This window comes from uncultured Martelella sp. (genome assembly GCF_963677965.2).
In the GTDB taxonomy this organism is placed as follows: domain Bacteria; phylum Pseudomonadota; class Alphaproteobacteria; order Rhizobiales; family Rhizobiaceae; genus Martelella; species Martelella mangrovi.
Map to the genome: position 1 here is coordinate 510053 of NZ_CAXXFM010000001.1, position 23745 is coordinate 533797.

Annotated in this window: 20 protein-coding genes and 1 pseudogene; 5 read left to right on the forward strand and 16 right to left on the reverse strand. The window is 59.4% G+C overall.

What is annotated here, in order from left to right:
- The first annotated feature begins 3 nt into the window (after positions 1-3).
- Positions 4-942, forward strand: a complete 939-nt coding sequence (locus ACHZCU_RS02645) for an acetamidase/formamidase family protein (protein ID WP_319517535.1) — start codon at positions 4-6, stop codon at positions 940-942.
- A gap of 335 nt (positions 943-1277) precedes the next feature.
- On the opposite strand, the gene ACHZCU_RS02650 is transcribed toward ACHZCU_RS02645, so the two are convergent.
- Entirely contained in the window at positions 1278-1757 is a 480-nt protein-coding gene (locus ACHZCU_RS02650) for a helix-turn-helix domain-containing protein (RefSeq protein ID WP_106310418.1), read from the reverse strand.
- Positions 1758-2416: 659 nt separating this feature from the next.
- Between ACHZCU_RS02650 and ACHZCU_RS02655 the strand changes: the two genes are divergently transcribed.
- Complete coding sequence (locus ACHZCU_RS02655; RefSeq protein ID WP_106310415.1) at positions 2417-2758, forward strand: helix-turn-helix transcriptional regulator; 342 nt, start codon at positions 2417-2419, stop codon at positions 2756-2758.
- A gap of 166 nt (positions 2759-2924) precedes the next feature.
- On the opposite strand, the gene ACHZCU_RS02660 is transcribed toward ACHZCU_RS02655, so the two are convergent.
- The 12 genes and pseudogenes from ACHZCU_RS02660 to ACHZCU_RS02715 all read right to left on the reverse strand — a co-directional run bounded on the left by ACHZCU_RS02660 (position 2925) and on the right by ACHZCU_RS02715 (position 14856).
- Entirely contained in the window at positions 2925-3464 is a 540-nt protein-coding gene (locus ACHZCU_RS02660; protein ID WP_106310412.1) for a peroxiredoxin, read from the reverse strand.
- Between the two features lie 254 nt (positions 3465-3718).
- Positions 3719-4588, reverse strand: a complete 870-nt coding sequence (locus tag ACHZCU_RS02665) for a GNAT family N-acetyltransferase (protein ID WP_319517536.1) — start codon at positions 4586-4588, stop codon at positions 3719-3721.
- A 120-nt stretch (positions 4589-4708) separates the two neighbouring features.
- Positions 4709-6421 (reverse strand): urease subunit alpha, encoded by a 1713-nt coding sequence (gene ureC, locus ACHZCU_RS02670; protein WP_319517537.1) that lies wholly within the window; start codon positions 6419-6421, stop codon positions 4709-4711.
- A gap of 71 nt (positions 6422-6492) precedes the next feature.
- Positions 6493-6798, reverse strand: coding sequence for an urease subunit beta (locus tag ACHZCU_RS02675; protein ID WP_106310403.1), 306 nt, complete (start codon positions 6796-6798; stop codon positions 6493-6495).
- Between the two features lie 11 nt (positions 6799-6809).
- Entirely contained in the window at positions 6810-7112 is a 303-nt protein-coding gene (locus ACHZCU_RS02680) for an urease subunit gamma (RefSeq protein WP_106310400.1), read from the reverse strand.
- A gap of 35 nt (positions 7113-7147) precedes the next feature.
- Positions 7148-7969, reverse strand: coding sequence for an urease accessory protein UreD (locus ACHZCU_RS02685; RefSeq protein WP_394706091.1), 822 nt, complete (start codon positions 7967-7969; stop codon positions 7148-7150).
- Positions 7970-8214: 245 nt separating this feature from the next.
- Entirely contained in the window at positions 8215-8910 is a 696-nt protein-coding gene (urtE, locus tag ACHZCU_RS02690; RefSeq protein ID WP_319517539.1) for an urea ABC transporter ATP-binding subunit UrtE, read from the reverse strand.
- Between the two features lie 9 nt (positions 8911-8919).
- Positions 8920-9678, reverse strand: coding sequence for an urea ABC transporter ATP-binding protein UrtD (gene urtD, locus ACHZCU_RS02695; protein WP_319517540.1), 759 nt, complete (start codon positions 9676-9678; stop codon positions 8920-8922).
- 116 nt (positions 9679-9794) lie between these two features.
- Positions 9795-10865 (reverse strand): annotated as a pseudogene (urtC, locus tag ACHZCU_RS02700) (urea ABC transporter permease subunit UrtC); the annotation flags it as partial.
- On the reverse strand, positions 10862-12502 hold the full coding sequence (gene urtB, locus ACHZCU_RS02705; protein ID WP_394706004.1) for an urea ABC transporter permease subunit UrtB: 1641 nt from the start codon (positions 12500-12502) through the stop codon (positions 10862-10864). The pseudogene urtC and the gene urtB, both read right to left, overlap by 4 nt.
- An 87-nt stretch (positions 12503-12589) precedes the next feature.
- Complete coding sequence (gene urtA, locus ACHZCU_RS02710) at positions 12590-13885, reverse strand: urea ABC transporter substrate-binding protein (protein WP_319517541.1); 1296 nt, start codon at positions 13883-13885, stop codon at positions 12590-12592.
- Positions 13886-14037: 152 nt separating this feature from the next.
- Complete coding sequence (locus ACHZCU_RS02715) at positions 14038-14856, reverse strand: aspartyl/asparaginyl beta-hydroxylase domain-containing protein (protein WP_106311979.1); 819 nt, start codon at positions 14854-14856, stop codon at positions 14038-14040.
- Positions 14857-15041: 185 nt separating this feature from the next.
- Between ACHZCU_RS02715 and ACHZCU_RS02720 the strand changes: the two genes are divergently transcribed.
- Both ACHZCU_RS02720 and ACHZCU_RS02725 read left to right on the forward strand, forming a co-directional pair.
- On the forward strand, positions 15042-18443 hold the full coding sequence (locus ACHZCU_RS02720; protein ID WP_319517542.1) for an ATP-binding protein: 3402 nt from the start codon (positions 15042-15044) through the stop codon (positions 18441-18443).
- A complete protein-coding gene (locus ACHZCU_RS02725; RefSeq protein ID WP_319517543.1) occupies positions 18436-19344 on the forward strand; it encodes a response regulator transcription factor in 909 nt (302 codons plus the stop codon). The genes ACHZCU_RS02720 and ACHZCU_RS02725 overlap by 8 nt, the downstream gene beginning before the upstream one ends.
- A 284-nt stretch (positions 19345-19628) precedes the next feature.
- Here the strand turns inward: ACHZCU_RS02725 and cysK are convergent, their stop codons facing one another.
- Together cysK and ACHZCU_RS02735 are read right to left on the reverse strand one after the other, a co-directional pair.
- Entirely contained in the window at positions 19629-20597 is a 969-nt protein-coding gene (gene cysK / locus ACHZCU_RS02730) for a cysteine synthase A (protein WP_319517544.1), read from the reverse strand.
- Positions 20598-20765: 168 nt separating this feature from the next.
- Positions 20766-22034, reverse strand: coding sequence for an MgtC/SapB family protein (locus ACHZCU_RS02735; protein WP_319517545.1), 1269 nt, complete (start codon positions 22032-22034; stop codon positions 20766-20768).
- Positions 22035-22203: 169 nt separating this feature from the next.
- On the opposite strand from ACHZCU_RS02735, the gene ACHZCU_RS02740 reads away from it, so the two are divergent.
- On the forward strand, positions 22204-22836 hold the full coding sequence (locus tag ACHZCU_RS02740; protein ID WP_319517546.1) for a LysE family translocator: 633 nt from the start codon (positions 22204-22206) through the stop codon (positions 22834-22836).
- Between the two features lie 11 nt (positions 22837-22847).
- On the opposite strand, the gene ACHZCU_RS02745 is transcribed toward ACHZCU_RS02740, so the two are convergent.
- A complete protein-coding gene (locus ACHZCU_RS02745; RefSeq protein ID WP_319517547.1) occupies positions 22848-23741 on the reverse strand; it encodes a GNAT family N-acetyltransferase in 894 nt (297 codons plus the stop codon).
- Between the last annotated feature and the right edge of the window lie 4 nt (positions 23742-23745).

The window sequence follows — 23745 nt, forward strand, 5'->3', positions numbered from 1 at the left end:
AGCATGAAATGCGCACATACGATCCATGACCACCAGGGCCATCTCGGCTGGGACCGGTCGATCGAACCTGTTCTCGTCGCCCGCTCCGGCGAAACCATCGCATTTTCCTGCCGGGATGCCGGCAACGGGCATTATGGTCCGGCGAGCACAGCAGCCGATATCCTGACGGCGGAGCCCGGCAAGGCCAACCCGCTGACGGGACCGCTTTATGTGGAAGGCGCAAAGCCCGGCGATGCGCTGAAGGTCACCATCAACGAATTCGCCCCCTCCGGTTTCGGCTGGACGGCGATCATTCCCGGCTTTGGCCTGCTTGCCGACCAGTTTTCCGAGCCGAGACTGAAGCTCTGGGACTATGAAACCGACATTGCCACACCCGCCGTTTTCAGCCCTCTGGCGCGCATTCCGCTGCGCCCCTTCATCGGGACCATCGGCGTGGCCATGACCGACCCCGGCCATCATTCGGTCATCCCGCCGCGCCGGGTCGGCGGCAATATGGATATCCGTGACATTGCCGCCGGCACCACGCTCTATCTTCCGGTCGAGGTCGAGGGGGCGCTGCTGTCCATCGGTGACACTCACGCCGCCCAGGGCGATGGTGAGGTCTGCGGCACCGCAATCGAAAGCGCCATGGATGTCTCCGTCACGGTCGAGGTGGTGCGTGAGGCCGCGCCGAAGACGCCGTATTTCACCACGCCCGGCCCGATCGCGCGCCACCTCGACGGTGCGGGCTACGAGGTGACCACCGGCATCGGCCCTGACCTGATGGAAGCTGCACGCGCTGCCGTGTCCAACATGATCGAGCTTCTGGCAAAAACCCGCAACCTCGATCCCGTCGACGCCTACATGCTCTGCTCGGTCTGCGGCGACCTGAAGATCAGCGAGATCGTCGACGCTCCCAACTGGGTGGTGTCGTTCTATTTTCCGCGGATTGTTTTTGAATAGCGCGGAAAGCCACGAGGCACCTTCCCGGCGCTCCTGTTATCGGCGCCCGTAAAGGGGTCAACGCTGACAGTCCCTTCAATTTTCACCAATCAGCCAACAACAATTGTTGACTTTGTCATGCAACCATGAGAGGTCAGCAATAACAGCGATAGTACATACTTACTTTTAATATAAATATTTCAGCAACTTAACCGATATTTTTCAGCACACCACCCGCGATGAAAGCAACCTTAAAGAGTGTTGTGTTTCACTTTGTTGCCAGATATGGCATTATATAGCCATACCTGAATCACCCCGGCAGGGCCCGTCCCAAGCATCTGAAAACCGCTTTCGCACTAAAGCCCGTTGCGCAGCCGCTTCTTCAGTCGATGCTCAACGATGCGGATATGCAGCTCGACTTCATCGAGATCTCCCAGATCACAATTTTCGGCCAAAAATCCATAGCCTCTGAATATCTCCTCCAACACAATCCTGGTGTTGGAATCGATCTCGTGATCGACGACCCCAAGCAGACGCATACTCAACAAAACAAACGCCGTTTCATCTATAAGCCACTGAACTGGCTTGTTTATTTTATAGGACTTCTTGTCGTTCTCATGTTCAAATTTCTGCCCCTTGCCGCGTAAAAGCCACTCGACAGAAACGCCGGTGAGATCCGATATCGCAATACACGCGCTCACCTTCGGCTCCGTCTCTCCGCTGACCCAGCCGCCGACTGTCCGGCGGGAAACGCCGATTTCAGTTGAGAGACGGTTCAGCCCACCAATCTCGTCAGCAGCTTCTTTTAGACGCTTGTGAAAGCTTCGCGTATCCATTGGGCGAAAATCACTACCTTGTTGAAATATACATCTTTACATTTGGAATTTTTTTGCTATGGTTCGAGCAACAAAATGCGAAACACAATCAGAGGTGTCATTCTCCAAAAAGTCGGCCGAAAGGAACAGTATCAGGCCAGAACACTATCTGCCCTAACCGCGATTTTCCCTCGATCAGGGCTCACATTTGGCGATCCGGTCACGTTATTGTCAAAACGACTGGGTGCCGGTGTTTATATGTATTGGCGCCCTCCTGGTGCTCAACGCACTGGTTTTGAGCGCGGTGTTTATCGCATACAGAGTCATTCTGCTCACAGCGATAACCACAGTTATTCTGATCAACAGATCAGTACATCCATGGTATCCGGAGCGATTTTCTCCTGTTTGCCTTAAGTAAATGATGGTTCCAGCTTACCTGAATTTGGACAATATCAATTATCTCTACCCGGACTTCAAAGGTAGAAAATATAGATGATTTCGGGAGAAAATCTTCTATGAAGAACGCTTTGCGAAATATCGTTCTGGATTTTGCCCTACCCCTCACGGCAGCACACCGATCGATGAAACTACTTGTATTTTCCTCAGATAGGGCCCTCCTGAACTCCACGGCAGGCTGTAAGCAATCGTCTCCGTCACGACATAGCCGATGAGGGTGAAAAATGGAAACTGTTTTGGAACCCCTACCCGCCCCGGCCAATCTGCTTTCTGCCATGGCCAATCCGAAAAGACTTCAGATCCTGTGTCTTCTGGCAGAGCATGAAATGCCTGTCGGGCTACTCGTTCGGAAGATCGGATTGAGTCAGTCCGCTATTTCACAGCATCTTTCAAGGCTCCGTCAAGAAAAGATCGTGAACACAAGGCGCGAAGCACAGACTATCTACTACAGCATACGGTCTGATCTGGTAAATCAGATACTACAGACGCTTGACGATTTTTACGGCGAGCCCTGGCGCGCCGGTATCCGTCACAACTGGCACGACACACCCCCGTCCAGGCTTTAGAAATTACTGCGCGCGGGCGCTATTCCCCCTCGGGAAACAACATGCTTTTTCCAGGAAACATCACCGGATAGAAAATATCCGGTATTTTTTGCCGATACAAAAAAAGTGGCGACAACTCAAAAGTCATCGCCACCGGCAGTCTTCTGATCAATTACAGGCAAGAACCTCAGGCAGCCTTGGCTTCGCCCTTGAGGCTTTCCAGGATGTTCTGCGGCGCGGAAACACCGTAGGGGTCCGTTTCGCACAGGTCGGAGAAGCCTTCTTCCTCGAACCACTTTTCGACAACGCCATCGTTGATGATGGCGGCATAGCGCCAGGAGCGCATGCCGAAGCCGAGATTATCCTTGTTGACCAGCATGCCCATCTTGCGGGTGAACTCACCCGAGCCGTCCGGAATGACCTTGACGTGCTGCAGGTTCTGGCCCTTGGCCCACGCGTTCATGACAAACGCATCATTGACCGACATGCAGTAGATGTCATCAATGCCCTGAGCCTGAAACTCGGGGAACAGTTTTTCAAAATCGGGGAGCTGATAGGTCGAGCAGGTCGGCGTGAAAGCGCCCGGCAGCGAGAACAGAACAACGCGCTTGCCCTTGAAATAATCATCCGAGGTCTTGTCTTCCCAACGGAAGGGGTTCGGGCCTTCAATGCTTTCATCGCGAACACGCGTGTGAAAGGTAACGTTCGGAACTGTGCGACCGTTCATCTCTACATCTCCTTGGTTCAAATCCGGGAGGATTTCTTCGAAAAACTGTTGGCGAATTCTAACAATTTTCAATCAGGAATAAAGTGAAAACACTAGAATAATTCTAATGTAATAGCTCTTATGCGCTCAGTGCATAGCTCACCCTATCTCCCGTTCGTATGGCATGTCGCGATTACGAATAGCGATTTCAAGGTAGAGGTCTGCGGCAAACGAGCGCACCAAAGATGGTAGACGGCACAACGGAATGAATATGTTTAACCAACAGACACAGGCGCGCTCAAAATGGCCAGCCGATAGTCGCCCACCAGCGCAAAACCCAGCGCCCGATAGGCACGCGCGGCATGAAAGGTTCCCGTGAACAGGATAGACCTGCCTACGCCCTCTTCAAAAGCCCGTTCAAGCATCCGGCCAAGAAGATAACGAGCATATCCGCGTCGGCGGCCCTCCGGCGGCGTCCATACCGGCCCGACCTGAACCATATCCTCATAGCGCGCATTGAACCCGGCCAGACAGACGGGAACGCCGTCGAGAAGAAGAACGAACCGGTCGAAGTCGCGGGCGTTGGCGAGATCGTCCGAAACGGCGGCTTCCACCACCTCTGTCGGGTCCTCTCCAAGCGCTTCCTTGCGATAGGCCAGCAGCCACGACCGCAGAATTTCGGCATCGACATCGGCCCAATGCACCATTGTCAGATGCGGGTCGGAGGGGCCAGCAGGCAGATAGGTTTCGCGTGACAGAGAAAACAGGTTTTCGGCAACATTGAGCGTATATTCCGCCGCCTCGAGCCGAAACGCCTCAAGCAGCGCCCGAACCTGTTCGTCAGGCCCGAGAACGCCGGCAACCGGTCGCTTGATATTCATGCGCAGGTGGCTGGCGAGACGCTGACAATAATCGGCTTGCGGCGCCTGCACCATAATATTGCCGTTCCAATAATGGGCAGCGACACCGGCGATTTTCTCCCCGTCATCAAATGCAGCCCAGTATTCACCGCCATAGGGCACATCCGGATTACCGATACCGGCACGCGCCATGTTGGAAAGCAGGAACATGCTGCTTTCGGCATAGTCGGAAAGGAAGGAAACGAGCGCGGGCGCATCCTCTGCCCGCAAGACTCTCACTGTCATGACCGTCGCCCCAGCTATCAAAACCAGGCGCCATAGTGGCCAAGGCCCACCAAAAGGTGAAGCCGGAAAAGCCTTCCGATTCATGAAAGCTTGTTATCCCGACTTCACCGGAATTTGTGGTCAGAACAGGAAATACCGCTGCGCCATCGGCAACACCTCTGCCGGTTCGCATGTCAGCACCTCGCCATCGGCGCGCACTTCATAGGTTTCCGGATCGACAGAGATTTCCGGCGTGGCGCTGTTGTGCACCATCGACGCCTTGGAAATGCCGCCGCGCGTGTTCTTCACCGGCAGAAGCTGCTTGGCAACGCCAAGCTTGTGGGCAATGCCGGTATCCAGCGAGGCTTCGGAGACGAAGGTGACGGAGGAATTGGTGCGCGACTTGCCAAATGAGCCAAACATCGGACGGTAATGCATCGGCTGCGGGGTCGGGATGGAGGCGTTCGGGTCGCCCATCTGGGCCGCCGCAATGGTGCCGCCCATGATGATCATTTCCGGTTTGACGCCGAAAAGTGCGGGATCCCACATCACCAGATCGGCGCGCTTGCCGACCTCGACCGAGCCGATCTCGTGGCTGAGACCGTGGGCAATGGCCGGGTTGATCGTGTATTTGGCGATGTAGCGCTTCACCCGGTAATTATCGTTTTCGCCATTTTCTTCCGGCAGGCGGCCGCGCTGGCGCTTCATCTTGTCGGCGGTCTGCCATGTGCGGATGATCACTTCGCCGACGCGGCCCATGGCCTGGCTGTCCGAGGAAATGATCGAGAACGCGCCGATGTCATGCAGAATGTCTTCCGCCGCGATCGTTTCCTTGCGGATACGGCTTTCGGCAAAGGCGATATCCTCGGGAATGGACGGCGACAGGTGATGGCAGACCATCAGCATGTCGAGATGTTCGGCAATGGTGTTGACGGTATAGGGCCGGGTCGGATTGGTCGATGACGGAATGACATTCGACTGGCCGCAGATCTTGATGATGTCCGGCGCGTGACCGCCGCCTGCCCCTTCGGTGTGGAAGGCATGGATGGTGCGGCCCTTGAAGGCGGCGACCGTGTCTTCCACGAAACCGCTCTCGTTCAGCGTATCTGTGTGGATCATCACCTGAACGTCGTATTTATCGGCAACCGACAGGCAGTTGTCGATGGCAGCCGGCGTCGTGCCCCAGTCCTCATGCAGTTTCAGCGCACAAGCGCCGCCGAGCACCTGTTCTTCCAGCGCGCCGGGCAGCGAGGCATTGCCCTTGCCGGCGAAGGCCAGGTTCATCGGGAAGGCATCGGCAGCCTCGATCATCCGGCCGATATGCCAGGGACCGGGCGTGCAGGTGGTGGCAAAGGTACCGTAGGCAGGCCCCGTGCCGCCGCCGAGCATGCAGGTCAGCCCCGCCATCAGCGCTTCCTCGATCTGCTGCGGGCAGATGAAGTGGATATGAGCATCCATGCCACCGGCAGTGACGATCTTGCCTTCGGCGGAAATCGACTCGGTTCCGGGACCGACGATGATATCGACGCCGGCCTGCGTGTCCGGATTGCCGGCCTTGCCGATGCCGGCGATGCGCCCGTCCTTCAGCCCGATATCGGCCTTGACGATGCCCCAATGGTCGATGATCAGCGCATTGGTGATCACCGTGTCGACCGCGCCTTCGGCGCGCGTTGCCTGGCTCTGGCCCATGCCGTCGCGGATCACCTTGCCGCCGCCGAACTTGATCTCGTCACCGTAATGGGTGAAGTCCTTCTCCACCTCGACAAACAGTTCGGTATCGGCAAGACGCATCTTGTCGCCGGTGGTCGGGCCGAACATCGAGGCATAGGACTGGCGGGACATTTTAAAGGGCATGGATCACTCCCCATGAACACAATTTGACTTGATCCGCGCCGAAAGCCGCGCGGGACCGGCAATTTCAGGCTCTAGAGCTTGCCCATGACTTCCTGGCGGAAACCGTAGACATTGCGGTTGCCAGCAAACGGCACCAGCGTGACATCGCGGGTCTGGCCGGGCTCGAAACGTACCGCCGTGCCGGCGGGAATATCAAGCCGCATGCCGCGCGCCTTTTCACGCTCGAAGGACAGGCCGGGATTGGTCTCGAAGAAATGGTAGTGGCTGCCCACCTGCACCGGACGGTCGCCGGTATTGGAAACGGTCAGCGTCACGGTCTCAAGACCGGCATTGATTTCGATTTCGCCTTCGGCGGGGATCATTTCACCGGGTATCATCTTCGCTCTCCTCACCTGATCGGCTCGTGTACGGTCACCAGCTTGGTGCCGTCGGGGAAGGTTGCTTCCACCTGCACGTCGTGAATCATTTCCGGCACGCCTTCCATCACCTGATCGCGGGTCAGCACATGGGCGCCGGCCTCCATCAGTTCGGCCACGGGGCGGCCGTCGCGCGCGCCTTCCACCACATAATCGGTAATCAGCGCGATGGCTTCCGGCCAGTTGAGCTTGACGCCCCGCTCCAGCCTGCGGCGCGCCACCATGGCGGCCATGGAAACCATGAGTTTGTCCTTTTCACGCGGCGTCAGGTTCATGCGTCACTCTCGTTTCTTGCTTATCGCTCGGTATTTCAAAGATGCCAGACTTTCGGCAGATTTTGGCCGTCCCGCAAGACCTTTAGTGCCGGAATCAGGCTTTTTCGCAAATGATAGCCGTCGGGCGCGACAATCCGGGCGACCAGCTTGCCGCTCCACTCGCTGGCGCCGCCCGCCGCTTCGCCAAGCGCTGCCCGCACCTTTGGCATCAGCGCTTCTGCGCGCGGGCCGCAGTAAAGCAGGGTCGCAAACGCAACATCGCCACCGAGCACCGCCGTCTGCGCCACAAGGTTTTCGATATCGCCGGTCATGCGCACATCTTCGGCATGGATCAGCGTGCCTTCCCGGCGCACCCGCCAGCGGTCGCGGAACTGGCCGTATTGCACCGCCTCGCCCATCGCCTTGCGGCCCAGAAGCACCGCCTCGATGGCCAGAAATTCGGCATTTTCCGCCAGATCGACATCCAGCCTGCGATTAAGCGAGGCATTGTCGAACAGGATGGTTTCCTGCGGCAGCCAGTCGAGCCGGGCATTGTCACCAACCCGCAATTCGGTATCGATCATCGCCGGACCTTCATCCGACTTGTAGATTTTCTCGCAGGCCTGCGTGGTCACGGTCAGCGCCGTTCCGGCCTCGGCGTCCATCACCCATTGCAGCCGGTCGCCGCCGGTCAGCCCGCCGGACGTGTTGATCAGAACGGCTTCCATCGCGCCGTCGAAGCTCTCGGGAATGCGGATCTTGGCCGCGCCCTCCTGATAGAACTCATCGAGACGGGTCCGGCCGGCCAGTGCCTTGGCTGTCACCTGTCCCCGTCCGAATGTACGCTGTGGCCGCGCGGTTCTGCCTGGCATTAACAGCACCACTCCGCCCTCGCTCCGGCTTTGACCCTGCCGTCTTTTTCTGCGCCGCTCATGGCGTTCCCTTTTTCTTTAATCATTCTGTCAAAAGGGTCAAAGCAAGTTTCATGCCGCACGGACAATGCCGGTTCGTTTTAATGTCCGTTCTGCGACGCCGAAAGGCAAGACGGCATTCACAACAATGTCAGGCGAAAACGGCAGTGCTGCCCGACGCACAAAAACTTCGCAGTCTGCGTGCGGAAGCATCACACCGTCAGATGCCGGCGCGCGTCCTCGGTATCGAGCGTTTCGGCCGGACCTTCATGAACGATGACGCCACGGTCCATGATATAGACCTTGTCGGCCAGTTCGCGGCAGAAATCGAGATACTGCTCGACCAGAAGAATGGCCATGCCGGTGGAATCGCGCAGGTAACGGATGGCGCGGCCGATATCCTTGATAATCGACGGCTGAATGCCCTCGGTCGGTTCGTCCAGCACCAGAATCTGCGGGCGCGTCACCATGGCCCGGCCGATGGCCAGTTGCTGCTGCTGGCCGCCGGACAAATCGCCGCCGCGGCGCGACAGCATGGTCTGCAGCACCGGAAACAGGCTGAAAATATCGTCGGGAATGCTGCGGTCGCCGGCCTTCAGCGGCGCAAAACCGGTCTCCAGATTTTCCTTCACCGTCAAAAGCGGAAAGATTTCGCGCCCCTGCGGCACATAGCCAACACCGCGTTTTGCCCGGGCATAGGGCGCCAGCCCGTCAAGCTTCTCGCCCTGAAAGGCAATGGTGCCGCCGGAAATCGGATGCTGCCCGGTCACCGCCCTGAGCAGCGACGACTTGCCCACGCCATTGCGCCCGAGAACACAGGTAATCTTGCCCATTTCAGCCTCAAGCGAGACATCACGCAACGCCTGCGCCGCGCCATAATGCAGATTGACGTTTTCAATGGTCAGCATGGTTTTCCCTCACCGCCCCAGATAATTCTCGATGACCTTGGGGTCATTCGACACAAAATCGATCGATCCTTCGGCAAGCACGGAGCCTTCGGCGAGGCAGGTGACCTTGACGCCGAGGTCGCGGACGAAGCCCATATCGTGTTCAACGACGACGACGGCGCGGGTTTTGGCGATTTCGCGCAAAAGCCGCGCGGTCTCGACGGTTTCGGCATCCGTCATGCCGGCAACGGGTTCATCGACCAGAAGCAGTTTCGGTTCCTGCGCCAGCAGCATGCCGATTTCCAGCCACTGCTTCTGGCCGTGCGACAGGTTGGCGGCAAGCTCGTCCCTGCGGGCGGTCATGCGGATGGTTTCGAGGATTTCCTCGATGCGGGTCCGGTCTTCACCGGTCAGGTGATAAAACAGCGTCGAAAACACCCCGCGCCTGCGGTTGAGCGCCAGTTCCAGATTGTCCCAGACCGTATGGCTTTCGAACACGGTTGGCTTCTGGAATTTGCGGCCAATGCCGAGCTGGGCGATATCGGCCTCGTCGCGGCGAGTGAGATCGATCGTGTCGGAGAAGAACACCTCGCCCTCATCCGGCCGGGTTTTGCCGGTGATGATGTCCATCATCGTGGTCTTGCCCGCGCCGTTCGGGCCGATGACGGCGCGCAGTTCTCCCGGCTCGATGACGAAGGACAGGCTGTTGAGCGCCTTGAACCCGTCAAACGAGACCGAGACATTGTCGAGATAGAGAAGGCTCTTGGCGCGTTTTTCCTGCGGGCTCATCGTGCCGCCTCCCCTTCTGTTGCCGCCGTATCGATACCGGCTTCAGCCTCCTCAGCGCGTTCATTGCGCGACAGCGCGTCATCGCCGCCGGATGTGTTTTTCCGCGAGAACCGTCCGGCCAGCGTTCCGACAATGCCCTTCGGCAGGAGCAGCGTGACGGCGACGAACAGGCCGCCGAGCGCGAACAGCCAGAAGGCGGGGAAAAGCCCGGTGAATATCGTCTTGCCGCCGTTCACAAGAATGGCGCCGATGATCGGGCCGACCAGCGTCGCGCGTCCGCCGACCGCCGTCCAGATGACGACTTCGATGGAGTTTGCAGGGGCGAATTCGCCCGGATTGATGATCCCGACCTGCGGCACGTAGAGCGCGCCAGCCACGCCCGCCATCATCGCCGAGACAACAAAGGTGAAAAGCTTGTAGTTTTCCACCCGGTAGCCCAGGAAGCGTACCCGGCTTTCGGCATCGCGCACGCCGACCAGCACCTTGCCGGCCTTGGAGCGGACAATGGCCGAGGCGATGAAAAGCCCGAGGGCGAGAAACAGTGCGGAAGCCGCAAACAGGGCAGCGCGGGTTGTCCCCGCCTGCACGGAAAAGCCGAGAATATCCTTGAAATCGGTCAGGCCGTTATTGCCGCCGAAGCCCATATCGTTGCGGAAGAAGGCGAGCAGTAGCGCATAGGTCATCGCCTGGGTGATGATCGAAAGATAAACGCCGTTGACGCGCGAGCGGAAGGCAAACCAGCCGAAGACGAAGGCCAGCAGGCCCGGCACGACCAGCACCATCAGCATGGCGAACCAGAACATGTCGAAGCCATGCCAGAACCACGGCAGGTGCTGATAATTGAGGAACACCATGAAGTCCGGCAGGACCGGGTCGCCATAGACGCCGCGTGAACCGATCTGGCGCATCAGATACATGCCCATCGCATAGCCACCGAGCGCGAAGAACGCGCCGTGACCGAGCGAGAGAATGCCGCAAAAGCCCCAGACGAGATCGAGCGAGAGCGCCAGCAGCGCATAGCAGAGATATTTGCCGAACAGCGAGACCATATAGGTCGGCAGGTGAAACGGGCTTCCTGCCGGCACAAAGAGATTGAGAAAGGGCACCAGAAGTGCTGCTGCGAACAGCACGGCGATGGCGATGAGAACCTTGCGGTCGAGAGAGCGCAGGAGATAGGCCGTAATCATGATTCAACCGCCCTTCCCTTGAGTGCGAACAGACCGCGCGGCCGTTTCTGGATGAACAGGATGATGAAGACGAGCACCAGGATCTTGCCGAGAACGGCGCCGGCATAGGGCTCGAGAAACTTGTTGAGGATGCCGAGCGAAAACGCGCCGACGAAGGTGCCCCACAGATTGCCGACACCGCCGAAGACCACGACCATGAAACTGTCGATAATGTAGGACTGGCCGAGATTGGGCGAGACATTGTCGATCTGCGAAAGCGCGACACCTGCCAGACCGGCAACGCCCGAACCGAGTGCAAAGGTGAAGGCATCGACCCATGGCGTGCGGATGCCCATGGACGCGGCCATGCGCCGGTTCTGCGTGACGGCGCGCATCTGCAGGCCGAAGGCGGAGCGTTTCATCAGCACGAGAAGCCCGGCGAAAACCGCAAGCGCAAAGACGATGATCCACAAACGCGACCACGTGATCACCAGCCCGCCGAGGTCGAACGACCCCGACATCCACGCCGGATTGCCGACCTCGCGGTTGGTGGGGCCGAAAATGGTGCGGATCGTTTGTTGAAGGATCAGCGACACGCCCCAGGTGGCCAGCAGCGTTTCCAGCGGACGGCCGTAGAGAAAGCGGATGACGCCGCGTTCGATGACAAGACCGACAGCGCCGGTGACGATAAAGGCGACCGGAAGGGCGATGGCCAGCGACCAACCGAAGAGATCCGGATAGGAATTACGGATCACCTCCTGCACCATGAAGGTGCAGTAGGCGCCGATCATTACCATCTCGCCATGGGCCATGTTGATGACCCCCATCACCCCGAAGGTGATAGCAAGACCGATGGCGGCAAGCAGCAGGACGGAGCCGAGCGAAAGGCCGTACCAGACATTCTGGCCGGCATCCCAGAAGGCCAGCCGCTTTTCGATCTTTGCCTGCGCGGCATCGATATCGGCCTGAAGTTCGGGTTCGAGACTGCCGCGCGCGGAAAGCAGAATGGAAATCGCCTCGCGCCCGCCGATTGCGGCGATATCGTCAATCGCCTCGGTTTTCGCTTCTATCCCGGCATTGGAATTGAGAATGGAGACGGCACGCGCCTGGGAAAGCGCCGATTTGACCTCGCCGTCTTCTTCCCGCTCCAGCGCCTGCTCGATGAGGGCGAGATTGTCCTCGCTCGGGGCGTTCATGAGTTCGTGTGCAGCTGAAAGCCGGATATTGCGGTCGGGGCTTCCAAGCGTCAGACCGGCAAGGGCGGCATCGATTGCGCGGCGGAGATTATTGTTGACCCCGACCTTTTCCAGATCGCGCTTGGAGGCTTCCCCCACCTGTTCGCCGGTCAGCGGGTCGATCAGCAGAAGATTGCGCCGCGAACTGGCATCGGCCGTCATGAAAACCTTGCCGTCATCCTCGCGGTAATAGAGATCGCCGGCGGCAAGCGATTTCAGCGCCGGCACCACGGCAACATCGCCGGTGGCTGCGAGTTTGTTGACCTGCTCTTCCGTTTCGGAAAAATTCCGCGCCGTTGCAAAGCCGTCAATCATGCCCTGCAGGTCGTCGGCGGCTTTCAGGGAAAGCGGCGCACATGTCAGAAAAACAATAAGTGAAAGAATAAAGGCTCTTAAATAGCGCATGCGAGAAAGAGATGACATGTGCGCCCCCGATTTTGGTGGCCCGTAACGGCCACCCCCCTGTTCATCAGGCGCGGCAGAACCGCGCCTGACAATGACGTCGTCGGATTACTCGGCAGCCATACCGCCGCACTGACCGGTCTCGGTGTTGAAGTTGCCGCACGACATCGGAGCGCGCCAGTCGGCAATCAGGTTCTTGGAGTCGGGCAGGTAATCGGACCACGCATCGCCTGCGACCAGGCCGGGCGTTTCGTAAACGATGTCGAACTGACCATCATCCTGGATTTCACCGATCAGAACCGGCTTAGTGATGTGGTGGTTCGGCATCATCGCGGAGTAGCCGCCCGAAAGGTTGGGAACGGAAATGCCGACCATGGCGTCGATCACGGCATCCGGATCGGTGGTGCCGGCCTTTTCAACGGCCTTCACCCACATGTTGAAGCCGATGTAATGGGCTTCCATCGGGTCGTTGGTCACGCGGGCATCGTCGCCGGTATAGGCATGCCATGCGTCGATGAAGTCATAGTTCGCATCGGTATCGACCGATTCGAAGTAGTTCCAGGCCGCCAGATGGCCGACCAGCGGACCGGTATCGAGACCGGCAAGCTCTTCTTCGCCAACGGAGAAGGCAACGACCGGAATATCGGAAGCGGAAATGCCCTGATTGGCCAGTTCCTTGTAGAACGGCACGTTGGCATCACCGTTGATGGTGGAGACGACGGCGGTCTTCTTGCCTTCGGAGCCGAAATTCTTGACGTCGGAGACGATCGTCTGCCAGTCGGAGAAACCGAACGGCGTATAGTTGATCATGATGTCTTCATCGGCAACGCCGTGATCCTTCAGATAGGCTTCGAGGATCTTGTTGGTCGTGCGCGGATAGACATAGTCGGTACCGGCCAGAACCCAGCGCTCGACGCCTTCGTTCTCCATCAGGTAATCGACGGCGGGAATGGCCTGCTGGTTCGGTGCGGCACCGGTGTAGAACACGTTGCGCTGGCTTTCCTCGCCCTCATACTGGACGGGATAGAACAGGATGTTGTCGAGTTCCTCGAACACCGGCAGAACCGATTTGCGCGAAACGGAGGTCCAGCAGCCGAAGACAGCCGATACGCCATCGCCTTCGATCAGCTCACGCGCCTTTTCGGCAAAAAGCGGCCAGTCGGAGGCCGGGTCGACGACGACAGGCTCAAGCTGCTTGCCGAGAAGACCGCCCTTTTCGTTTTGCTCTTCGATGAGCATCAGCATGGCGTCTTTCAGCGTCGTCTCCGAAATCGCCATCGTGCCGGACAGCGAGTGCAGGATGCCGACCTTGATCGTGTCTTCCTGCGCGAGAGCAGCGGTTGCGGTCGATACCGTCAGCGCCGCCATAAGCGCCGCGCCGGTCAGTCCCTTTTTGAATTTCATCTTATTTCCCCTCAACGGATTATCGCCTGAATGGCGTCTGGAAATCGCGGCGCCCGAAAACGAACGCCTGCGCCAACTATCGTTGAGGCAAAGAAAACCCCACATACGTCATTTGACGTATGTGGGGTGGAAGACCGTCTGTCAGAAGCGCATTACGGCCGGTTTCGAAGCGCCTCGGCCTCGGCGTAGAACTTCTTTTCCCAGTCCTTGTGGTTGTCGAGGCCTTCGCGGATGAACGGCGTGAAGATCGCCATATGCATCAGCAGCCAGTTGACGAATTTCGCCGGAAAACGCGTCGGCTTGACGAAATCGACGAACAGCACCACGCGGGTCTTGTCGGTATGATTCCACGCCTCGTGCTCATAGGCATCATCGAAAATCAGCACCTTGCCTTCTTCCCAGTGGCAGATCTGGTCCTTGACGCGGATCGCCAGTTCGTCCGGCTCGGCCTCCGGCACGATCATGCCGAGGTGAAGGCGCAGCACGCCGTTATAAGGGCCGCGATGGGCGGGAAGATGCTTGCCGGGCTCGAAGATGGAAAACATCACCGTCGTCAGCCCCGGTATCTTCTGCATGGCTTTCCAGGTTTCCGGGCAGGCGGCGATATTCTGTTCCGATTTCAGCCCGTAACCGAGCAGGAAGAAGGTCTTCCAGTGGTTGTCGTCGGAAATCGTCTTCACATCGGTCGAGATATCCTGAAAGCTCGGCAACTCGCTCTGGCGCAGAAGGACCTTGTCCAGTTCGGCGCGAATGGCGGGTGCTGCCGCCTCGACCTCTTTTGCCCAGGGGAAGGTGGCATTGTCATAAACCGGCGGATTGCCGTGAATGGCATGTTTCAGATTGAGCTTTTCCGCCCAGTTGACGATGCCCATGAAAAAGCGGGTCGCAGCCGAGGGTCGTTCCATCGGCGCAATACCATCGGTTCCGAAAGTCTGCCCTTCGTCGGTGCTTTCTGTCTGCGCTTTTGCCATCGTCCACTCCTGTCTGCATGGCCGCCGGATCACGGCCTGTTCCCATCCGATTACCATAACATCGTCGAAAACAAGGAAAAAGTGCGGCAGGCATGTGCGTTTCACCACGGTTTTCCCTTGCCAAGGGCCGTCCTTGTCGAAACATTCAGGCAAACACCGACTTTTCCGATGCAAAGCCAGAGTTCATGACGCCACGCCAACGCATTATCCCCGTCCGGCGCGAATATAACCGCTGGGTCGCCAACCAGACGCTGGAAGACTACGCGCTGCGCTTTACCGCCAAGAGCGCGCGGCGTTTTTCCTCCAGCCGGATTTCGCAGACGGCCATCGGCGCGATTTCGTTTCTGGCGCTGGAGGCCATCGGCGGCACGATCACGCTTTCCTACGGCACGACCAATGCCTTTTTCGCAGCCATCGTCGCGGCAGCCGTGATGCTGCTGGCGGGCCTACCGATCGCGAAATATGCGATCCGCCACGGCGTCGACATCGATCTTCTGACCCGCGGCGCCTCGTTCGGCTATATCGGCTCGACCGTCACATCGCTGATCTATGCAAGCTTCACCTTCATCCTGTTTGCCATCGAAGCCTCGATCATGTCGGCCGCACTGGAACTGGCCTTCGGCATTCCGCTGTGGATCAGCTATGTCATCTCGGCGGTGCTGGTCATACCGCTGGTGACCTATGGCGTGCAGATGATTTCACGGTTCCAGCTTCTCACCCAGCCGTTCTGGATCATTCTCAACATCCTGCCCTTCATCTTCATCGCCTTCATGGATTTCGAGAAATTCGAACTCTGGCGGGCCTTTGGCGGGCTCAATGCGGCCTCTGCGGAGCCGGGAACAGCGGCGGCCTTTACGCTGACCGGCTTTGCGGCAGCAGCCGGCGTCATCTTCGCGCTGATGCCGCAGATCGGCGAACAGGTCGACTTTTTGCGGTTTCTGCCTGCAACGGGCAAACGCAGTTTCCGCCACCGGCTGGCCGTGTTTCTGGCGGGCCCCGGCTGGGTGGTCGTCGGCGTGCCCAAGCTGATGGCCGGGTCGTTTCTGGCCGTTCTGGCGCTCTCCTCCGGCGTGCCGGCCGACAGTGCCGCCGACCCATCACACATGTATCTGACAGCCTTCGGCTACATGCTGCCCAACCAGACCGCCGCCCTTTTGCTGATGGCCGCTTTCGTCGTCATTTCGCAGCTCAAGATCAATGTGATGAACGCCTATGCCGGTTCGCTCGCATGGTCGAATTTCTTTTCGCGGCTGACCCACAGCCATCCCGGCCGCGTCGTCTGGCTGGTGTTCAACGTGGCCATCGCCCTGCTTTTGATGCAGCTCGGCATCTACCGCCTGCTGGAAGCCTCGCTCAGCGTTTTTGCCATCATCGCCATGTCCTGGCTGTCGACGATTTCCGCCGATCTGTTCATCAACAAGCCGCTGAAGCTGTCGCCGCCCGGCATCGAGTTCAAACGCGCCCATCTCTACGACATCAACCCGGTCGGTCCGGGCGCCATGTTCCTTGCCGCCGCCATCGCGCTTGCCGCGCATTTCGGCGCATTCGGCGCGCTCGCGGTCTCTTTTGCGCCCTTCATTGCCTGTTTCGTGGCGCTCATCGCCTCACCGCTGATCGCCTGGAGCACGGGCGGCCGCTATTACCTGGCGCGCAAGCCGAGGAAGGGCTGGCAGTCGCTCACCACCATCACCTGTTCGATCTGCGAGCACCCGTTCGAGCCGGAAGACATGGCGTGGTGTCCGGCCTATGCAGGGCCGATCTGTTCGCTCTGCTGTTCGCTAGACAGCCGTTGCCACGACCTTTGCAAACCGAAAGCGCGGCTCAACACACAGGTGGCGACGGTGGCCGGAAAACTGCTTCCCGCCCGCATTGTCGCCCAGCTTGCCACCCGCCTCGGGCGCTACAGCATTGCCTTCGTGCTGTCGGCGGCCGCAATCGGCGCCATCCTGTTCATGATTTCGCACCAGATGGCCGAGGCCGCCCCGGAAACGGCATCGGTGGTTTATGACACGGCGCTGATCGTCTTCTTCGTCTTCGCCCTGATTGCCGGCGTTGTCGCATGGTTCTTCGTGCTCGCCCATGACAGCCGCATGGTGGCGGAGGAAGAATCCTCGCGCCAGACGACCCTGCTCCTGAAAGAAATCGCCGCCCACGAGAAAACCGACGCCGCCCTTCAGGCCGCCAAGGAAACGGCGGAAGCGGCCAACCGCGCCAAGAGCCGTTATGTCGTCGGCCTTTCGCACGAGCTGCGCACGCCGCTCAACGCCGTTTCCGGCTATGCACAACTGCTCGAACGCGACGTGACCATTCCCGAAGCCCGCAGACCGGCCATCAAATCCATCCGCCGATCGGCCGATTATCTCTCGGGCCTGATCGACGGCCTGCTCGACATTTCCCGCATCGAATCCGGCCGGCTTCAGGTGTTCTCCAACGAAATCGACCTGACGGAATTTCTCGACCAGATCACCGACATGTTCGAAACCCAGGCGCGCGCCAAGGGCCTCGTCTTCCACCACGAACGCGACCGGACCATGCCGGCCTATGTACGCACCGATGAAAAGCGGCTGCGCCAGATTCTCGTCAATCTGCTCTCCAATGCGGTGAAATTCACCGACAGCGGCGCGGTTCGTTTCAAGGCGCATTACCGCAATCAGGTCGCCACCTTCATTGTCGCGGATACCGGCGGCGGCATTGCCGAAACGGATATCGAACGCATCTACGAACCGTTCGAGCGCGGCGGCGGCAAGGCGGAAAAGCCGGGCCTCGGCCTCGGTCTCACCATCACCCGGCTTCTGGTCAACACGCTTGGCGGCGCCATCGACGTCGAAAGTGCGGAGGGCAAAGGCACCACCTTCACCGTCAGGCTGATGCTTGCCTCCATCGAACGCCCCGCCCCGCCGCGCGGCAGCGCGGACCAGGCCGGCGGCAGCTATGACGGCCCGCGCCGCACGATCATGGTCGTCGACGACAATGCCGACCACCGCGCGATGATGCGTGACATCCTCGAGCCCCTCGGCTTCACCGTGATGCTGGCGGAAGACGGGGAAACCTGCCTCAAACAGATTGCCGGCAAGCGCCCCGATATTTTCCTGCTCGACATCCGTATGCCGGGCATGAACGGCTGGCAGCTTGCCACCGGTCTGCGCGATGCCGGCGTTACCGCACCGATTGTCATGCTGTCGGCCAATGTCGGCGACGATGCGATTATCGGCCGGGGCGATGACAGCCACAATGATACGCTCGCCAAGCCGGTCAGCCTGAACCGGCTAAAAGATGTTCTGGCCGTCCAGCTTGGCCTGAACTGGCACGACAGACCGGAAGCCGCACCGGCGCCTGTGACAAAAACACCGGAAAAACTGCTCTTTCCGCCCGAAACCGTGCGCGATGAATTGATGCGCCTTGCTGAAATCGGCTATCTACGCGGTATCAGGGACATGCTCGGCGAACTTTCGGCCAGTGAGGCTTACCGACCCTTTGTGCAGAAGGCCGAGCCGTTCATCGCCGGTTTCGACGTGGACGGTTTTGTCCGCTTCCTGAAAACGGCTGAAACCGGCAATACCGGAGAGGAACTGAAATCCGATGGCTGAGGAAATCGTACTTCTGGTCGATGACAGTCCGGAGACGCTGAGCTTCCTCACCGAAGCGCTGGAGGAGACCGGCTATTCCGTGCTGATTGCGACCTCCGGCGAAAGCGCGCTGAAGATTGTCGAGCGGGTTTTGCCCGACCTCGTGCTGATGGATGCGGTGATGCCGAAAATGGACGGTTTCGAAGCCTGCCGGCGGCTGAAGAGCGGACCGGCGACGGAAACCCCCGTCATCTTCATGACCGGGCTTTCGGAAACCGAACATATCGTCCATGCGCTGGAATCGGGCGGCGTCGACTACCTGACCAAGCCGATCAATATCGACGAGCTGCGCGCACGCATCCGCGTTCATCTGGCAAACGCCCGCTCCACCCAAAGCGCCCGTGTGGCGCTTGACGCCACCGGCCGTCACCTTCTGGCAACCGGGCCCGACGGGTCGTTTCGGTGGATGACACCGCAGGCAAGCCGGCTTATCGGCGCGGCAACCGGCGGCGAGCCCGATCTTGACCTGATTGCCAGTGAGACCGGCAGCTGGCTGCAATCGGGTGGGGCTTCAGGCACAACGCCGGATCAGCCCATGCTCCCGATCACGCTGAACGGCCGGCTTCTCTATCAGCTGGCTTTTCTGGAAAAGACCGGCGCCGACGAATACCTCTTCCGCGTGACCGGTGCCAATCCGGTAAGCGATGACGCGGCGCTGCGGAAAAACTTCCCGCTGACGGTGCGCGAATCCGAAGTGTTGCTGTGGATCGCCAAAGGCAAGACCAACCGCGACATCGGCGATATTCTCGGCCTTTCCACCCGCACGGTGAACAAGCATCTGGAACAGATCTACGTCAAGCTCGGCGTCGAAAACCGCGCCTCTGCGGCGGTAAAGGCAGCCTATGTGCTGCATGATATGTAGCAGAAACACGGGGGGAGAGGCCCCACGCCAATTGATGAGCACCGCTTCCCCACTCTGGGGTCATTCTCGGGCTTGACCCGAGGATCCATGTGCCTCTCCACACACGAGACCGGTCACCGGTCTGATGACCGGAGCCATAAAGCACAACCGTTTTCTGCCGCAACCAGACTGGATGCCCGGGTCAAGCCCGGGCATGACGCAGAATATGTGGGACGATCTATAAATAAACAGAGCGCGGGAACATTGCCCCGCGCTCGTAAAGATAAATCCGTCAGGTCGAAAGCTTACTGCCCCAAGCCTTCAAACAGCGCCGTCGAAAGATAGCGTTCGGCGAAGGACGGGATGATGATGACGATGTTCTTGCCTTCGTTTTCCGGGCGCGAGCCGACTTCGATGGCAGCCTTCAATGCAGCGCCCGAGGAAATGCCAACCGGCACGCCTTCCAGACGCGCCACTTCGCGCGCCAGCGCAAAGGCATCGTCATTTTCCACCTGAACCACTTCATCATAGACCGAGGTGTCGAGAACGCCCGGCACGAAACCGGCGCCGATGCCCTGTATCTTGTGCGGAGCGGGCGAACCGCCTGACAGAACCGGCGAGGCGGCGGGCTCAACCGCGATCACCTTCACCTCCGGCTTCTTCTGCTTCAGCACCTGGCCGACACCGGTGATCGTGCCGCCCGTGCCGATACCGGAGACGAAGAAGTCGACGTCGCCCTTGGTATCGTTCCAGATTTCTTCCGCCGTGGTGTTGCGATGAATTTCCGGGTTTGCCGGGTTTTCGAACTGCTGCGGAATAACCGCGTTTTCGATTTCGGCAGCCAGTTCCTCGGCCTTGGCGACAGCGCCCTTCATGCCCTTGGGCGGCTCTGTCAGCACCAGTTCGGCGCCCAGCAGCGCCACCATCTTGCGGCGCTCGATGGACATCGATTCCGGCATGGTGAGGATCAGGCGGTAACCCTTGGCGGCCGCGGCAAACGCCAGCGCAATACCGGTATTGCCGGAGGTCGGCTCAACCAGAACAGACTTGCCGGGCGTGATCTTGCCGGCCTTTTCCAGCGCCTCGATCATCGCAAAGCCGATACGGTCCTTGACCGATGCGATCGGGTTGAAGAATTCGAGCTTGGCCAGAAGATTGGCCTTCACGCCCTTTTCCTTCGCCAGCTTGTCGAGGCGGACAATCGGCGTATCGCCGATGGTTTCAAGGATGGAGGAATATACTTTCCCGCGTCCGGGCTTGCCGTTCTGTTCCATATTGATAGCTCCCTGAATGTGTTACTTTCTAGGTAGGATCCGGTGGGACGAAATTCGAGGTACGAAACTGTAACCCGGCGCCATCTTACAGAACGTCATTCCAATTACAGACCGTTTGATGGAACAGGATTTCAACAGCCCGTCACAGCACGGCAGAATTGCCGTTTGTCACGTCGAAAACGCCAGAAAAGCCCAGAAGCACACGCCACCGATGACAATCACGGCCAGCGTCACAAGCGCCAGCAGCCTGCCATAGGCGCGCGAACCGCTGCCATAGGCCAGCACGACCTTGGTCACCAGATTGGAGACCGCCGCCAGAAGAACCGCGATGGCCGCCGTTTCAACAGGCACGGAACCACCAGCCAGATGCGCGGTTGAAAGCGTGATCGCATCGAGATCGGGGATGCCGGAGACCAGCGCGATGATGACGATACTGGAAGGCCCGAGAAGCTGCACCAGCAGTTTGGCGCTGAAACTGACCACCCCCAGCAAGGCCCCGAAGCGCAGCACCGACCAAAATTCGAACGGGTTGGAGAGGTGCAGGTCGGCCCTGGTGTCCGCCGCCTTCCGTCTGCCATTCAGAATGAAGCTGGCGACAACGAAAGCGGCAAGCCCCGGTGCCAGCGCGAAGGCAAGCGGCTTCATCAGAACCGGCGCCACCGCTACGGCGATCACGAAACAGCGCACCAGCGAAAGTCCGCCGGCAATCGATGCCGCGCCTGCAAGCTGGCGCGAAAGCGGCGGCTGGGCCACGGAAATGCGGGCAAAGGAGAGCGTCGTTGCCGTCGATGACACGATGCCGCCGGTGGCGCCGGCAAACAGAATACCGCGCTCCGGCCCCGCCACCCGCATGGCCACATAGCCGGCATAGGAAAGCGCCGCGATCATGATCGTCATCAGCCAGACGGAAAACGGATTGAACCCGCCCCACGGATCAATCGCCCGGTTCGGCAAAAGCGGCAGCGCCACGAAACTCATGGTCAAAAGCACCAGCGCGGAGCGCAGCTCCACCCATGTCATGGTCCGCAAAAAACCGTGTAGGCTGTGGCGGGCGGCCAGAAGCACGGTGGTTACCACCCCGCCTGCGGCCGCCAGCCGCATATCGCCCGTTGCCGAGACAACGCCGAGCGCAAAGACGACAAGCGCTGCGACAATGCCGGTAACGCTGAAATCGCCGCGGGGTGCTGCGGCGCGGTATTCGAAAACGACAAAGGCAACCACCAGCGCCACGGCAAGCGTTGCCGGCAGGGCCGTTCCCATATTTGTCCCGATATATCCGGCAAGCCCGCCCAGAAGCCCGACAAGCGCGAATGTGCGGATACCGGCCACGCGCTCGCCGTCGGCCATGTCCCGTTCCTGCCAGCCGCGTTCGATACCGGCCAGAAGACCGATCGCCAGCGCCAGACCGATCCGCTGAAATGCTTCCGTCATATCCATGAGCAAGCCTCCGGAAAATGCGCGGCCGCAAGCCACCTGTCCTGCCCGCAAAAGACTAGCGCATCGACTGGTAAAACGGAATTGGAAATGAAGTCCCCCTATCCCGCGCCGCCGGGCTTGCCACCGCCCCGCAACCGGCTAAAACCTGAAGCGCAACAAGGAAACAGCCATGCCCGAACCGCATCATCTTCTGGCCTTTATGCTTATCGCCCTTGCCATGGTGATGACGCCGGGTCCCAACATGATCTATCTGATCTCGCGCTCGATCTGTCAGGGCGCCACGGCCGGACTGGTCTCGCTTGCCGGTGTCGGGCTGGGCTTTGTGATCTACATGCTGTCGGCGGCGTTCGGTCTGACGGTTTTGTTGCTGGCGGTGCCCTTTGCCTATGACACGATCCGGATTCTGGGCGCCTGCTACCTGCTTTACCTCGCCTGGAATGCGGTCAGGCCCGGCGGCCAGTCGGCCTTCGCCGTGCGCAAACTGCCACCGGACAGCATTCGCAAGCTCTTCGTCATGGGGCTGGCAACCAACCTTCTCAATCCGAAAGCAGCCGTTCTATATCTGTCGCTTCTGCCGCAATTCATCGACCCAGAACGCGGGCACATCCTGTCGCAGACGCTGGTTCTGGGCTTTGCACAGATCGCCGTCAGTCTGGCCGTCAACACGCTCATCGTGCTTGGCGCCGGCGCCATTGCCGTGTTTCTGGCAAACCGGCCGCTCTGGTCGCGCATCCAGCGCTATCTGATGGGAACGGTCCTCACCGGCCTTGCCGTACGGATGGTATTCGAGGCGCGGCGTTAAGCCCAGTTGCGTCAAAACTCCGCAAGCGGGGTAAAACCGACGGGTGACCGTTCCAACTGCTCGGCCAGTGAGGTCGACGCCATCAGATAGACATGCGGGTCGGCAATCGCTTCGGCCTCCGCCCATTGAAACCGGTCCGGGCTGAACCGCGTTTCCACACAGGAACAGCCTGCGCCAAGGGCCGCGCAGATTTCGCCCAGCGGCGGAATTTCTGCCGAAACGACATCGAAAACGATTAGCTTCTCCGCTTCCTGTCTCCAGGCGACAATTGCCTTCTGCCGGGAAAGATAGCTCAGCTTTATTTCATCGCGCTGCCACCAGGCATTCAGCAGAAAAAGCGCTTTCAGTCCTGTCACGGCAAAGCGCCCGGAAACGGGCTGACGTATATCGAGTATGGCTGAAACACGTTGCAGATCTGCGGGCCTTTCAAGAGACAAGGTCTGACAGGCAGAGCCATCCGCCGATGACCGTGGCATTGCGCCTCGAAACCCGAACATACGTACTGATCTCAAACCGTAGGGCACATAAAGCTGCGGCTTGCCCGTCAGCAGAATATCGGCTTCATGACCGGTCTGGCGCGCATAGGTGAAGGCACGTTGCATCAAGTCGCGGTAAAGGCCGCGACCGCGATAGGCCGGACTTACGGCCCCGGACTGATAGGCTGCAACCCTCATCGTCCGGCCATTCACGGCAAGCGGCATGGAAAATACCGAAAAATTGGCGACGCACCGGCCTTCAGCATCGAAGTATCCGAACGGCATGCAGGTCGGGTCGACCCCGCCAAGCCACTGCATCGGCCTGATATCGATGCTGAATATGTCCTGCAACAGCACCGCCAGCGCCTCAAAGGCGTCCGGTTCACCGAAATAGCCTTGCCGGAATATCAGGTCACGACCGGTCGGCACCGTA